The sequence below is a fragment of the Pseudomonas sp. RIT411 genome (assembly GCF_003057735.2).
GTDB lineage: Bacteria > Pseudomonadota > Gammaproteobacteria > Pseudomonadales > Pseudomonadaceae > Chryseomonas > Chryseomonas oryzihabitans.
On record NZ_QBIZ02000002.1, the window covers coordinates 342,357 to 356,172 of the forward strand.

The 13,816-nt window shown below is 66.7% G+C and carries 12 protein-coding genes; 5 read left to right on the forward strand and 7 right to left on the reverse strand.

Annotation, left to right across the window (positions count from 1 at the left end; translation table 11 throughout):
- Nucleotides 1-5: 5 nt before the first annotated feature.
- Nucleotides 6-881, reverse strand: a complete 876-nt coding sequence (locus DBY63_RS04275; protein WP_108581337.1) for a hypothetical protein — start codon at nucleotides 879-881, stop codon at nucleotides 6-8.
- A gap of 185 nt (nucleotides 882-1,066) precedes the next feature.
- On the opposite strand from DBY63_RS04275, the gene DBY63_RS04280 reads away from it, so the two are divergent.
- Nucleotides 1,067-2,086, forward strand: a complete 1,020-nt coding sequence (locus DBY63_RS04280; protein WP_007159292.1) for a quinone-dependent dihydroorotate dehydrogenase — start codon at nucleotides 1,067-1,069, stop codon at nucleotides 2,084-2,086.
- 119 nt (nucleotides 2,087-2,205) lie between these two features.
- Here the strand turns inward: DBY63_RS04280 and rmf are convergent, their stop codons facing one another.
- Nucleotides 2,206-2,421 (reverse strand): ribosome modulation factor, encoded by a 216-nt coding sequence (gene rmf / locus DBY63_RS04285; RefSeq protein WP_007159291.1) that lies wholly within the window; start codon nucleotides 2,419-2,421, stop codon nucleotides 2,206-2,208.
- Nucleotides 2,422-2,738: 317 nt separating this feature from the next.
- Here rmf and rlmKL point away from each other — a divergent pair, with 317 nt between their 5' ends.
- Both rlmKL and DBY63_RS04295 read left to right on the forward strand, forming a co-directional pair.
- Nucleotides 2,739-4,910 carry a bifunctional 23S rRNA (guanine(2069)-N(7))-methyltransferase RlmK/23S rRNA (guanine(2445)-N(2))-methyltransferase RlmL gene (gene rlmKL / locus DBY63_RS04290; protein WP_027602661.1) on the forward strand — a complete coding sequence of 724 codons (2,172 nt, stop codon included), beginning with the start codon at nucleotides 2,739-2,741 and terminating at the stop codon, nucleotides 4,908-4,910.
- Nucleotides 4,911-5,077: 167 nt separating this feature from the next.
- Entirely contained in the window at nucleotides 5,078-6,112 is a 1,035-nt protein-coding gene (locus DBY63_RS04295) for an acyltransferase (protein WP_108581338.1), read from the forward strand.
- Here DBY63_RS04295 and DBY63_RS04300 read toward each other — a convergent pair.
- Nucleotides 6,106-7,164, reverse strand: coding sequence for an oxidoreductase (locus DBY63_RS04300; RefSeq protein ID WP_108581339.1), 1,059 nt, complete (start codon nucleotides 7,162-7,164; stop codon nucleotides 6,106-6,108). The two genes, DBY63_RS04295 and DBY63_RS04300, sit on opposite strands and share 7 nt — an antisense overlap.
- Nucleotides 7,165-7,245: 81 nt before the next feature.
- Nucleotides 7,246-7,683 (reverse strand): HPF/RaiA family ribosome-associated protein, encoded by a 438-nt coding sequence (locus DBY63_RS04305; RefSeq protein ID WP_007159287.1) that lies wholly within the window; start codon nucleotides 7,681-7,683, stop codon nucleotides 7,246-7,248.
- 222 nt (nucleotides 7,684-7,905) lie between these two features.
- Here DBY63_RS04305 and DBY63_RS04310 point away from each other — a divergent pair, with 222 nt between their 5' ends.
- Complete coding sequence (locus tag DBY63_RS04310; RefSeq protein WP_108581340.1) at nucleotides 7,906-8,970, forward strand: diguanylate cyclase; 1,065 nt, start codon at nucleotides 7,906-7,908, stop codon at nucleotides 8,968-8,970.
- Nucleotides 8,967-9,437: a Cys-tRNA(Pro) deacylase gene (gene ybaK, locus DBY63_RS04315; protein ID WP_077172156.1), complete on the forward strand. Its 471-nt coding sequence runs from the start codon at nucleotides 8,967-8,969 to the stop codon at nucleotides 9,435-9,437. Before DBY63_RS04310 ends, ybaK begins: the two co-directional genes overlap by 4 nt.
- Before the next feature lie 160 nt (nucleotides 9,438-9,597).
- Here ybaK and xylB read toward each other — a convergent pair whose 3' ends face one another.
- The 3 genes from xylB to ugpC all read right to left on the reverse strand — a co-directional run bounded on the left by xylB (nucleotide 9,598) and on the right by ugpC (nucleotide 13,810).
- Nucleotides 9,598-11,094: a xylulokinase gene (xylB, locus tag DBY63_RS04320; protein WP_108581341.1), complete on the reverse strand. Its 1,497-nt coding sequence runs from the start codon at nucleotides 11,092-11,094 to the stop codon at nucleotides 9,598-9,600.
- A 72-nt stretch (nucleotides 11,095-11,166) separates the two neighbouring features.
- Nucleotides 11,167-12,642, reverse strand: coding sequence for a mannitol dehydrogenase family protein (locus tag DBY63_RS04325; protein ID WP_108581342.1), 1,476 nt, complete (start codon nucleotides 12,640-12,642; stop codon nucleotides 11,167-11,169).
- 70 nt (nucleotides 12,643-12,712) lie between these two features.
- Nucleotides 12,713-13,810 carry a sn-glycerol-3-phosphate ABC transporter ATP-binding protein UgpC gene (ugpC, locus tag DBY63_RS04330; RefSeq protein WP_007159282.1) on the reverse strand — a complete coding sequence of 366 codons (1,098 nt, stop codon included), beginning with the start codon at nucleotides 13,808-13,810 and terminating at the stop codon, nucleotides 12,713-12,715.
- Nucleotides 13,811-13,816 lie beyond the last annotated feature (6 nt).

The following is a 13,816-nucleotide window of genomic DNA, read 5'->3' on the forward strand; positions in this document are numbered from 1 at the left end:
GGTTTCTAGAGCGCCTGCAGGTAGCCGATCACCTCGGCAGCGCCCAGGCGTTCGAGAATCTCGCTGAGGACCCGGGTGCTCGCCACCTCGCTGGGCAGCAGCAACCACTCCAGATCCTGGCCCGGGGCGGGCAGTGGCAGGCGCGCATAGTCGAGCTTCAGGCCCAGCAGCACCTGGATGAAGTCGGGGTGGTTCCAGACCGCATTGGGCAGGGCATAGACTGCGAAAGCCTCCTGCAGGCGGTCGATGGCCGCCGGATCTAGGCGCAGGCACTGGATCTGCGCCGGCACCTCCACGGCGATCCCGCGGATGCGGGCGTAGGCGATGATGCTGGCGAAGGCGAGGGTGGTGGCCGTATCGTTTTCCAGGAACAGTCGGGTACCTCGCCAGCTGGCCTGGCGCAGACGCAGGGGCTGTTCCGCAGACACATTCGGCAAGGTGCGATAGAGCGCCGCCTGGAAATCCCGATAGCCGATGATCCGCACCTGCTCGCGCGCTGCGGGCAGGGCGGCCAGTTCCTCCAGCTGTATCGCCGTATCGAGCGTGCTGTCGCCGAGGCGCTGGCAGAGGCCATCGATGGCACGCAGGTCGAGGGCGGCGGCCTGCAGCGTATCGGCGACCACCAACTGACTGAGCAGGGCATGGGCGTGGCCCTTGATCTCCTGGGTCGGTCCGGACAGGGCGGCGCGGGGCAGGCCGAGCAACAGGTGCAGCGGATGGCCTTCATCCCACCAAAGGCTGTCGGTAGGCGCGGGCAAGGGGACGAAGGCGTCGGCCAGGCGTTCCAGGCAACGCTGGATCCGGCGGCTGGCCAGGGAGGGATGCAGATGCAAGGCCAGCGAAGACCAGGGGCTGCCCAGGAGGTTGGCACTGTTGCTCATGAGGTCTCCGGGGCGGATAGGAACTGCACGACCGAGTCTAGCGTGGCAAAGACCGCGCTATCGTCAAATGATTCCCGAAAGGTAGGATCTTTTGTGCGAGTGACCGTTCGCCTCCGGAGCGAGCGACGTATGGCCGGTGGCAAGCCTGTATAATGCGCGCTTTCCGAATCGCCTGTGAGTCCGCCATGTACGACGCGCTCCGTCCTCTGCTCTTCAAAATGTCTCCCGAAGGATCGCACGATCTGGCGCTGGACCTGATCGGTGCCGCGGGTCGTCTGGGCCTGACCGGGCTCGGCCGGCGGCCGGGTCGGCTACCGGTCCAGGTCATGGGCCTGGAGTTTCCCAATCCGGTGGGCCTGGCCGCCGGACTCGACAAGAACGGCGCCGCTATCGACGGCTTCGCCGGCCTGGGTTTCGGCTTCATCGAGATCGGTACCGTGACGCCGCGGCCGCAGCCGGGCAATCCCAAGCCGCGGCTGTTCCGCCTGGAGCAGGCCGACGCCATCATCAACCGCATGGGTTTCAACAATGCGGGCGTGGATGCGCTGATCGAGCGGGTCAAGGCCGCACGCTTCCGGGGCGTACTGGGGATCAACATCGGCAAGAATGCCACTACTCCGGTGGAGCGGGCGGTGGACGACTACCTGATCGGTCTGGACCGGGTCTATGCCCATGCCAGCTACATCACGGTGAACGTCAGCTCGCCCAATACGCCCGGCCTGCGCAGCCTGCAATTCGGCGACGCGCTCAAGAGCCTGCTGGAAGCCCTGCGCCAGCGCCAGGAAGACCTGGCGGTCCAGCACGGCCGCCGCGTGCCCATCGCCATCAAGATCGCCCCGGACCTGACCGATGAAGAGATCGTGCTGACCGCCCAGGCGATTCGCGATGCCGGGATGGACGCCATCATCGCCACCAACACCACCCTGGGCCGGGAAGGGGTGGAGAATCTGCCCTATGCCGCCGAGGCCGGCGGCCTGTCGGGCGCCCCGGTACGCGAGAAGAGCACCCATGTGGTGCGGGTGCTGGCTGGTGAGCTGGGTGGTCGGCTGCCGATCATCGCGGCGGGCGGGATCCTGTCGGGCGAGGATGCGGCGGAGAAGATCGCGGCGGGTGCCAGTCTGGTGCAGCTCTACAGCGGCTTCATCTATCGCGGACCGGCCTTGATCCGCGAAGCCGTGGATGCCATTGCAGCAGCGCGCCCCTGAGGGGGAGGGGGCTCGCTGGGAGCCCCCGTGGGACCGGGTCCCTGATCCTGGGAGAGGATCTGACTGGAAAACAACCAGAACGCTATGGGAAGCCCTGGGCTTCCGCTAGTGAAATCGAATTAGCCTACGGCTTGAAGTTGATTCATGCGTTGAAGACCGGCGGTGCCTACGTAGCCGTCCCATTGGTCGCTACGGCCCTCACGCCAGCCATTGAGCCAGGCCTGCCGGACGGCGTCCTGGGTGAAGGGGCAGAGGTCCCGCGATTTGCCCACGATGCCGTGCTGATAACCACGCTGGAAAGCTCGTTCCATTGGATCACGCTTGAGTCTTCTCATAGGGTAGTGCCCTCGTAGGTTGACTTGCAGATTGTCCATGGCCCGTTGCAGGCCTGGATGCCAGAGCCGGCGTCCTGACATCCGCCCCGCACCTTCGCGCTGCGGGTGGTCAATTACTAACCAATGGCGCTCTGGCTGGGAACGACCTTTTAGCTATAAGCCGTAATCAAATCGAAATGAAATGGCGATAAACCGCCGCTGGAATGCCGTCACTGCGGCTTGTTGAGACGCAGTCAAACTTTCACGGAAGGGGCTGTCCTCATCGGTCAATCCGACCAAAGGCAGAAAGTTCCTTGCGCTAACCTATGGATTCAACGATGTCCGCGATGCAACAACTCATCCTCACCTGTCCCAAGGGACTCGAGACCCTGCTGTTGGAAGAGGCCCAGGGCCTCGGTCTGCAGGAAGCCCGCAGCCAGACCGCGGCGGTGCGCGGCGAGGCCAGTCTCGCGGATGCCTACCGCCTGTGCCTCTGGTCGCGCCTGGCCAACCGGGTGCTGCTGGTGCTGGCGCGCTTCCCGGTGGAAGACCCCCAGGGGCTGTACCTGGGCGTGCACGGGGTGGAATGGGAAGAACACCTGGCGCCCACCGGCACCCTGGCGGTGGGCTTCAGCGGCCAGGGCGCGGGCATCGACAACACCCATTTCGGTGCCCTCAAGGTCAAGGACGCCATCGTCGACCGCCTGCGCGAGCGCACCGGGCAGCGGCCCACGGTGGACAAGGTTGCTCCGGATCTGCGCGTCCACCTGCACCTGGAGCGCGGCCAGGCCATCCTCTCGCTGGATCTCTCCGGTCAGAGCCTGCACCAGCGCGGCTATCGCCTGCAGCAGGGCGCGGCGCCGCTCAAGGAAAACCTGGCGGCCGCGGTGCTGATCCGTGCCGGCTGGCCGGCCCTGGCCGCGACCGGTGGCGCCCTGGCCGACCCCATGTGCGGGGTGGGCACCTTCCTGGTCGAGGCCGGCTTGATGGCGGCGGACATCGCCCCCAACCTGCGCCGCGAGCGCTGGGGCTTTTCCGGCTGGCTGGGCCATGTGCCCGCCCTCTGGCAGCAACTGCACCAGGAGGCTGAAGCGCGAGCCACTGCGGGCCTGGCCAGGACGCCGGCCTGGATTCGCGGCTACGAAGCCGATCCGCGGCTGATCCAGCCGGCGCGCAACAACATCGAGCGGGCCGGGCTGTCCGAGTGGATCAAGGTCTACCAGGGCGAGGTCGCCAGCTTCGAGCCGCGTCCGGACAAGGGCCAGACCGGCCTGGTGATCTGCAACCCGCCCTATGGCGAGCGCCTGGGTGACGAAGCCAGCCTGCTGTACCTCTACCAGAATCTCGGCGAGCGCCTGCGCCAGGCCTGCCTGGGCTGGCGTGCAGGGGTCTTTACCGGCGCGCCCGAGCTGGGCAAGCGCATGGGCATCCGCAGTCACAAGCAATACGCCTTCTGGAATGGCGCCTTGCCCTGCAAGCTGCTGATGTTCGAGGTGGAGACCCGCCAGTTCGTCACCGGCAGTCGCAGTGGCGAACGCCCGGCCAATGCCCAGGCCGCGGAGCCGGCCAAGCTCAGCGAAGGCGGGCAGATGTTCGCCAATCGGCTGCAGAAGAATCTCAAGCAGCTCGGCAAGTGGGCCCGCAGCCAGGGCGTGCAGTGCTATCGCCTGTATGACGCCGACATGCCCGAGTACGCGGTGGCGGTGGATCTCTATGGCGATCGCGTGCACGTGCAGGAATACGCACCGCCACGCTCCATCGACCCGGACAAGGCCCAGGCGCGCCTGCTCGACGCCCTGGCCGCCATTCCCCAGGCGTTGAACATCGATCCGTCACTGGTGGTGGTCAAGCGCCGCGAACGGCAGAGCGGCACCAAGCAGTACGAACGCCAGGCCGCCCAGGGTGAATTCCTGCAGGTGGAAGAAGCGGGCGCCAAGCTGCTGGTCAACCTCACCGACTACCTGGATACCGGACTGTTCCTCGATCACCGTCCGCTGCGTCTGCGGCTGCGCCAGGAAGCCCAGGGCAAGCGCTTCCTCAATCTGTTCTGCTACACCGGCGCCGCCACGGTGCAGGCGGCAGTGGGCGGTGCACGCAGCACCACCAGCGTCGACCTCTCGCGCACCTACCTGGACTGGGCCCGGCGCAACCTGGCGCTCAACGGCTTTTCCGAGCGGCACCGCCTGGAACAGGGCGACGTCCTGCACTGGCTGGAAAACGATCGCGGCGAATACGATCTGATCTTCGTCGACCCGCCGACCTTCTCCAACTCCAAGCGCCTGGAAGGGGTGTTCGACGTCCAGCGCGATCATGTCGCCCTGCTCGACTCGGCCATGGCCCATCTGAGCCGCAACGGCGTGCTGTATTTCTCCAACAACTTCCGCAAGTTCGAACTGGATGCGAGTCTCGCCGAGCGCTATCGCGTCGAAGAGATCAGCGCCAGCACCCTGGATCCGGATTTCGCGCGCAATCCCAAGATCCATCGCGCCTGGCGGTTCAGCCTGCAATGAGGTCAGCCGCCTGAACTGCCGCTGAACGGGTCGGGCATCGAGCCGTTCAGCCTGTGAACCGGCGCAATCCAGCCTTTTCCCACGAACGCCCCAGCAGCCCGTGCCGTCCACAATGACGGCGCAGCGCTGGGTCGTGCCTGGCGGGACGAGGAGGGAAAGGTTCTACGATGCTGGTTTCACTGCAGGCTCTCAGGGCCCTGGCCGCCTGGCTGGTGGTCTTTCATCACTTCATGCAGGTGTTCTTCGATTTCCACGCCGACAGCCTCGGTGGCCATCTGCTCTCCACCCGGGGACAGGTCGGGGTCGACATCTTCTTCGTGCTCAGCGGCTTCGTGATCCACCTGTCCACCGCGGGCCGACCGCTCAGGCGCAGTACCTTCCTCTGGCATCGCATCGCCCGCATCGTCCCGGCCTATTGGCTGTACACCGCGGTGACGGCGCTGATCCTCTATCTCGCCAGCGACGTGATGCCCATCTATGGCGTCGCCACGCGCGAACTGCTGCTTTCGCTGTTCTTCATTCCCAGCGAGAATCCGGCGGGCTTCGGCCACTATCCGATCCTGCCGGTGGGCTGGACGCTCAACTTCGAGATGCTGTTCTACCTGCTGTTCGCCCTGTCCTTCGGCGTGGCCGAGCGCTGGCGCATCGGGATGGTCAGCCTGCTGGTGATCCTGGTCAGCCTGGTGCTGGCCCGCGAGTCCTTTGTCAGCAGCTTCTATCGCAATCCGATCATCTTCGAATTCCTGCTGGGCGTGAGCCTGGCGGCGCTCTATCGCCGTGGCGCCCTGCGCGGCCCCAAACCCCTGGCCCTGGTGGCGGCCCTGGCGGCACTGACCTGCCTGGTGGCCTTTCCCGCCGATCATCCCTGGCGCCTGCTGACCTGGGGCGTGCCCAGTGCGGTACTGGTCGGCGCCTGCGTGATCCTCGAACCCTGGTTCGCCGGCTCGCGGCTGTGCAAGGCGCTGGGGGACTGGTCCTATTCGGTCTATCTGGTGCACGTGATCGTGCTCTGGCTGGGCGACTACTGGCTGCACCAGCAGTGGGGATTCAGTCCCTATCAGACCCTGGCGGTCTGCCTGCCGGTGATCCTGCTGCTGGCCTGGGCCAGCTACGAGTGGATCGAGCGCCGCCTGTCGCGCACCCTGCGCCAGTTGGGCGAGCGCCTGGCCGGGCGGCGTCCGCAGTGGGTGGCCGGTCAGTAGGCCGCGCGTTCCGCCGCGCTGAGTTCGGGCATCAGCGCTCGACCTTCCGCCGAGGAACGCTGCGCCGCTTCCAGCAGGGCCATGAGGGCGCAAGCCTGGGCCGGGCTGACGGGATTGCCGGCGCGACCGGTGAGGGCTTCGACCAGGGCGAGGTAGTAGCGACGGTGATCGCCCGCCGGCGTCGGCAGCGCTTGGCGCTCGCCGCTGGCGTCGATCAGCCAGCCCGGATCCGGATCCTGGCCCCAGTCGGGACCACCGGGGCGCACGCCGGCCTTGAGCGCGTCCTCCTGACGATCCGCGCCTTGCTTGATCCAGCTGGCCGCGGTGCCCTGCGCCAGAAAGCGCGGCACGCCACCGGCGGCCAGCATCCCGGCTCTCAGGGTCACCTGGCGAGCGCCGTAGTCCAGCTGCACCTGGAACCAGTCGTCGGTGAGGGCGCCGGGTCGTTGCCGCACCAGCTGCGCATGCAGGCGCTCGGGCAGGCCGAACAGGCAGAGCGCCTGATCCAGCAGATGGGGACCGAGATCGAACCAGAGGCCACTGCCGGGCAGCGCGGCTTCGCGCCAGCGCGTCCGCACCTCGGGACGAAAGCGCTCGATACGGGATTCCAGGCTGGTCAACTCACCCAGGGCGCCGCTGGCCAGGACTGCCTGCAAGCCGAGGAAATCGCTGTCCCAGCGACGATTCTGGAACACCGACAGCAACCGGCCGGCCTGTTCGGCTTCCTCGACCAGTTGCCGGGCTTCGGCCAGGGTCACGGTAAAGGGCTTGTCGACCACCACGTGCTTGCCGGCGGCCAGGGCGGCGCTGGCGAGAGGCGCATGGGTCTGGTTGGGTGAGGCGATCACCACCAGGTCGATGGCCGGATCCCTCACGGCCGCCAGGTAATCCGCGGTGACGCGCACCTTGGGCAGATCGGCCTGCACACGCGCGGCATCCCGCGACGCCACCAGCTCCAGGGAGAGCCCAGGGATGGAGCTCAGCAGGGGGCCATGAAAGGTCTGACCGACGAAGCCGTAACCGATCAGGGCGACGCGAAAGGGGGAGGGCATGGGGCTTCCTTGTGCCGGGGTGGAAAACAGCGAGGCCGCTCAGGGAGCGGCCTCGGTTGAAAGCTAGCGTCTAACGGCGCATCACTTCAACTGGTGATCGTGAGCCAGTTGCTCCCGTTCGAGGAATTCGTCCTGCCGCAGCGAGTCCTGGAATTCTTCGGAATCTTCCAGGGCCAGGGGGTCATTGAGTTCACCGCCCGACAGCCGCTTCTTTTCCAGCTTGCCGGAGAGGTTGCTGATGGCCCGGTGCAGCTTGTCGGCTGCGCCATCCACCGCCTGTTCCAGGGATTCGGCCTTGTGCGTCACCGAAAGCGGCTGATGGCCCTTGATGCGGGCCTCCATCTGGCACCGCTTGTCCTGGGCGCCCGATTTGCCGGCGTTCTCGTCGTTGAGGTGCACCTCGACGCGGGTCAGGAGTTCGTCGAAGCGATCCAGGCGGTCTTCCACCACGGACGCCACCCAATTCTGCAAACCGGCGCTGCCTTCGATGTTGTGGTCACTGTTGACTTGGACTTGCATGCGGCTTCCTCTTTTTGACGGGCCTGACCATTGGATGAGGCCGGTCAGGCCGAGGTTCAAGGCTGTTCGTCCGGTGTGCGTGTCACCCGATGTTTCCTTCTGGCAGTGTCTAGGGGCGTCGTAAGGTTCGGAACACGACGTTCAGGTCGCGGTCGCTGGCGTTTTGCCCTTGTCCACTGATAATGCGCGACCTTTCATCGTCCGTCGCAGTGGGGATCGTCAATGCCAGATGTGCTCACCCGTGGCCGCAATTTTGCCCGGCGGCTCTGGCTACCCCGTGCGATTGGTCTGTTGCTCAGCCTGAGTTGCATCGTCTCGGTGCAGATCACCCAGCCGGTGTCTCTCTGGCTGTGGATCCTGCTCTTGGCCAATGCCCTGTGCTGGTCGCCGCTGGCCTACTGGCGCGCCGTTCGCGCGCGCGATCCCTATCGCGCCGAGCTGGGCAATCTGCTGCTGGATTGCGGCTCGGCCGGCTTCTGGGCGGCGAGCATGGGCTTCAATCTCCTGCCTAGCGTGACCCTGCTCGCCATGACCGGTCTGAACATGCTCGGCGCCGGCGGCCTGGCGTTCTGGCGCCGGGGACTGCTCGCGCAACTGGCGGGCATCCTGGTCGGTCTCGTGGTGCTGCGCCATCCGGTCGCCATCGAGACCTCCACCGCGCAGATCTATGCCTGTCTGCCGATGATCATCGCCTATCCCTGGGCCCTGGGCCTGGTGAGCTTTCGCCTGGCGCAGCAGTTGTCGCGGCGCCAGCAGGAGCTGGAGCTGATCAGCAAGCAGGACGGCATGACCGGGCTGCACAACAGAACCCACTGGGATCAGTTGGTGCAGCGAGAATTCGCCCGCTGCAAACGCAGCGGCGCCGCGGCCAGCCTGGTGATGATCGATCTGGACAACTTCAAGCTCATCAACGACCGCTTCGGCCATCAGGCCGGCGACGAGATGCTGCGCCAGTTTTCCGGTCTGCTGGCGCGCACCATCCGCACCAGCGATCTCGCCGGTCGTTTTGGCGGCGATGAATTCGGTATCCTCTTGCCCGACACCTCGCCCGAGCGGGCCCTGGACCTGATCCGGCGGCTGCAGGAGCGTCTGCACGACATGCAGGCAGGCGGCCCCGGCGATCGCCAGAATGTGCGCGTCGGCCTGAGCTGCGGCATCGCCGGTTTCGACCGCGCCTACGATGACGTCGCCCACTGGCTGCAGGCGGCCGACTTCGCTCTCTACCGCGCCAAGGCGCAGGGCCGCGGGCGGGCGGAGGTGGCCGATCCCCAAGGAGTGCTGGCATGACCCCGGCGATAGAACTGCTCAAGAAGAGCCAGGTGCCCCACGAGGTGCTGAGCTACCACCATGACCCCAAGGCCGCCTCCTACGGCCTGGAGGCCGCCGAGAAACTCGGTCTGGCAGCGGAGACGGTGTTCAAGACCCTGCTGGCGGCAAGCGAGAAACAGGAATTGCTGGTGGCCATCGTGCCCGTCGCCGGCACCCTGGATCTCAAGGCCCTGGCCCAGGCGGCCGGGGTGAAGAAACTGGAGATGGCCAAACCCGACCAGGCCCAGCGCAGCACCGGCTACCTGGTGGGCGGCATCAGCCCCCTGGGGCAGAAGAAGCGGCTGCGCACCTTCATCGACGACTCCGCGGCGGCGTTGCCGAGCATCCATGTCAGTGCCGGGCGCCGGGGGCTGGAAGTGGCCCTGGCCCCGGCGGACCTCGCCCGCTTGCTGGACGCGCCCTTCGTGCCTATCGGCAAGGCCTGAGCGCCTGCCTGTCGGGTAGGGTGGAAAACCGCGTAGCGTTTTCCACGCGCCATCAGGCTGGTGGTGGACAAGGCTGCGCCGGCGTCCACCCTACGACGGGTGGGTTGCCGAAATTCAGCAGGGTGGAAAACCGCCTGGCGTTTTCCACCCCATCCGCCCGCTAGGCGATCCCGTAGCTCTCGCGCAGTTGCTGCCGATAGCGCTGGTAGGCCGCCTCGTACTCGGCGACCCGCGCCGGGTCCGGTTCGGCGCGGCTGGCCGGATCCAGGTGCACGCAGCGTTCAGTGAGGCTGTCGAGCGACTCCGGGCGGCCCTGTTCGCGACTCCAGCACCAGGCGGCCTGCAAGGCGCCCCCCAGGGCCGCGGCTTCGCCGTGGACCGGGCAGACCACCGGGGTGTTCATCAGATCGGCGATCAGCTGCCGCCACACCGGGCTCCTGGCGCCGCCGCCGATGAGTCTGAGGGTGTCGCCGGGCATGCCCAGGTCGCGCAGCAGATCGAAGCCATATCTCAGGGCGAAGCTCACCCCCTCGACCACCGCCCGGCACAGATTGGCGCGGGTCAGGTTGGTGGCGGTAAGGCCATGCAGGCTGGCGGTGGCGGTCGGCAGCGCCGGGACCCGTTCGCCATTGAGGAAGGGCAGCATCAGTACCCCTTCCGCGCCGATGGGCGACTCCGCCACCAGACGGGTGAATTCCGCCAGGTCCAGGCCGAGCAACTCGCGGATCTGGCCGCTGGCATTGGTCAGGTTCATGGTGCAGATCAGCGGCAGCCAGCCGCCGTTGGACGAGCAGAAGCCCGCCACGGCGGGATGGTCGCTGATGCGAGGTTCGTCGGAATACCCATAGAGGGTGCCCGAGGTGCCCAGGCTCAGGGTGATCTGGCCGGCGCGGCTGTTGCCGGTGCCCAGGGCGCCCATCATGTTGTCGCCGCCGCCGCTGGAGACCAGCGCCTGGGGATTGATGCTCAGTTGGCTGGCGACCTCCGGCCGCAGCCGTCCGACCGGCTGGTCGGCTTCGATCAGCACCGGCAGGGCGCGCTCCAGACGCCCACTTGGATCAATGTGGCGCAGCAACTCCAGGTCGTACTGGCGCGTCCTCACATTGAAATAGCCGGTGCCTGAGGCGTCGCCGTACTCGGCCACGGCGCGTCCGGTCAGCCAGAAATTCAGGTAATCGTGGGGCAGCAGCACCTGGGCGATCTGGTCGAACACCTCCGGGTGCTGCTCCTTGGTCCAGAGCAGCTTGGATACGGTGTAGCCCGGCGCGATGGCCAGGCCCAGGCGCTCGATGGAGCCATCGACGCCGCCCAGATGCTCCAGCAGGCGCTGGTTTTCCGGGGTGGACTCGGTGTCGCACCAGAGCTTGGCCGGCCGCAGAACCTTGCCGCTGTCGTCGAGCAATACAAGACCATGCTGCTGGCCGGAGACGCCGACGCCGAGGATGTCCTGGCCATCGCTGCCGGCCTGCGCCAGGGCGGCGCGGGTGGCCGCCACCAGGGCCCTAATCCAGTCCGCCGGATTCTGCTCACGGCGGCCGTTGGCGGCCTCGGTCAAGGGGTGAGGCGCACTGCCTTCGCCCAGTACCACCCCGCGCTCGACATCCAGGATCACCGCCTTGGTGCCCTGGGTGCCGCAGTCTATCCCGAGAAACTTCATGCCTGGCCGCTCCTTGTTGTTGTTTGGGCTCGTATTGATCATCGACGCTGCCCAGGCAGCTTTTTGCCAAGGCTAGTCGCCGAGCAGGGTCTGCAAGGTGGCGCTGACCCCATGGGTACGCAAGTTGTACAGCTGCCGCTCGAAGGCGGCAACGAAGGCCGCGGATTTCGGGATGTGCTTACCGAAGATTTCCTCGGCGCCCAGCAGGCGCTCGGTGAGATTCTTCTGATCCCGCACCAGTTCTTCGCAGTAGTTGGCGCGCGGATCGGGGATGCGATAGGTCGCTCCGGTCTCGTCCACGCCCCGCAGATAGACCGCCCAGGCGGCCACCACCAGGGCGGCGCGATCCAGGTCCTTGCCGTCCTCGATCAGCCGGTTGATGGTCGGCACGGTGAATTTGGGAAACTTCGACGAACCGTCCGAGCAGACCCGCTCCAGCTGGTCGGCGATGGCGCGATTGGAGAAGCGCTCGATCAGGGTGTCCTTGTACTGGTCGAGATCGATGCCGGGCACCGGGGCCAGCTGCGGCGTCACGTCCTTGTCCATGTAGGTGCGGATGTAGCGCACGAACAGCGGGTCGGCCATGGTCTCGTGGACGAAGCGGTAGCCCTTGAGGAAGCCCAGGTAGGTCAGCGCCAGGTGGCTGCCGTTGAGCAGCTTGATCTTCATTTCCTCGTAGGGGGTGACGTCATCGGTGAACTGGACGCCGACGTCTTCCCAGGCCGGACGGCCGGCGACGAACTTGTCTTCCAGCACCCACTGCAGGAAGGGCTCGCAGACCACCGGCCAGGCGTCCTCGACGCCGTGTTCGGCCAGCAGCGCCTCGCGATGGGCGGTGCTGGTCATGGGGGTGATGCGATCGACCATGGCGTTGGGAAAGCTGACGTGCTCGGCGATCCAGCCGTGCAGCTCTTCATCCACCAGGGCGGCGTAGGCCAGCAGGGCCTTGCGGGTGACCTGCCCGTTGTGCGGGAGGTTGTCGCAGGACATCACGGTGAAGGGCCCGGTGCCCTCGGCGCGGCGCTTGGCCAGGGCCGCTAGCAGGAAGCCGAAGACGCTGCGCGGATCGCCCGGATGCTGCAGGTCGTGCTGGATCAGCGGCAGCTTGAAGTTGAATTCGCCGGTGCTGTCGTCCATGCAGTAGCCGCCCTCGGTGATGGTGAGGGAGACGATGCGGGTGCTGGGATGGGCCAGCTTGTCGATCAGCGTCTGGGTGCCGTCCTCGGCCAGCAGCATGCCGCTGATGGCGCCGACGACGCGCACCTCGGTGTCCGGCTCGTCGGCCAGCACCACCTGGGTATAGAGATAGTCCTGGCCGGCCAGGGCATCACGCATGGCGCGGTCTTCGGCGCGCAGGCCGACGCCGCAGATGCTCCAGTCCAGGTCGCGCCCCTGGTTCAGCAGGGCCTCGGTGTAGATGGCCTGGTGCGCGCGGTGGAAGCCGCCGACGCCGATGTGGACGATGCCCTGGCGCAGCTGGCAGGCGGCGTAGCCGGGCTTGGCGATGTAGTCGGGCAGTTGTTCGAGGTGCTGGCGATTGAGTTTCACGATGGCGATCCTGCAAGGCGGTGCCCCGGGCGCGCGTAGGGCGCCGACGGGGCAGGAAAGGGGAGAGGGGTCAGGCGGCTTTGCGCAGCAGCGGCGCCACGGCGCGGCCCTGCTCGTCGAACAGGTGGCAGAAGTCGACGTCCAGGGCCAGGCGCTGGCGTTCACCGTAGGCCACGGCGCAATCGCCGGGGACGCGCACGGTCAGCGGCTCTTCGGCCTCGGTGACCATGTGGCAATAGGTGTCACTGCCCAGGCGCTCGGCCACATCGCTGATCACCGGCAACTGGCCGTCGGCGGCCAGGCGCAGGTGTTCCGGACGAATGCCCAGGGTCACCGGGCTGCCGACCGCCAGGTCGTCGCCGCGGCGCGGCAGGTGCAGGCGCGGACCGGCCGCCAGCTCCACCTCGACGCCCTGGGCGTCGGTGGCCGCCACCTTGCCCTTGAGGAAGGCCATCTTCGGCGTACCCAGGAAGCCGGCGACGAAGAGGTTGGCCGGATGGTGATAGAGCTCCAGGGGCGAGCCGACCTGCTCGACGCGGCCGCCGTTGAGCACCACCACCTTGGTCGCCAGGGTCATGGCTTCCACCTGGTCGTGGGTCACGTAGATCATGGTGGCCTGCAATTCCTGGTGCAGGCGCGCCAGTTCCAGGCGCATCTGCACGCGCAGGGCGGCGTCCAGGTTGGACAGGGGTTCGTCGAACAGGAAGATCTTCGGCTGGCGGACGATGGCGCGGCCGATGGCCACCCGCTGGCGCTGGCCACCGGAGAGCTGGCGCGGCTTGCGCTCCAGCAGCGGCGTCAGCTCGAGGATGCGGGCGGCGTCGGTGACCTTGCGCTCCACTTCCTGCTTGTCGATCTTGGCCAGGTCCAGGGCGAAGGAGAGATTCTTGCGCACGCTCATGTGCGGATAGAGGGCATAGGTCTGGAACACCATGGCCAGGTCGCGCTTGGCCGGCGAGACCTCGGTGATGTCGCGACCGTCCAGTTCCAGGGTACCGCTGGTGACCTCTTCCAGGCCGGCGATGAGCCGCAGCAGGGTGGATTTGCCGCACCCGGACGGGCCGACGAAGACCACGAATTCGCGGTCGTTGATGTCGAGGTCGACGCCCTTGATGATTTCCAGCGAGTCGAAGCCCTTGCGCAGGCTGCGGATTTTCAGATTGGCCATGACAGG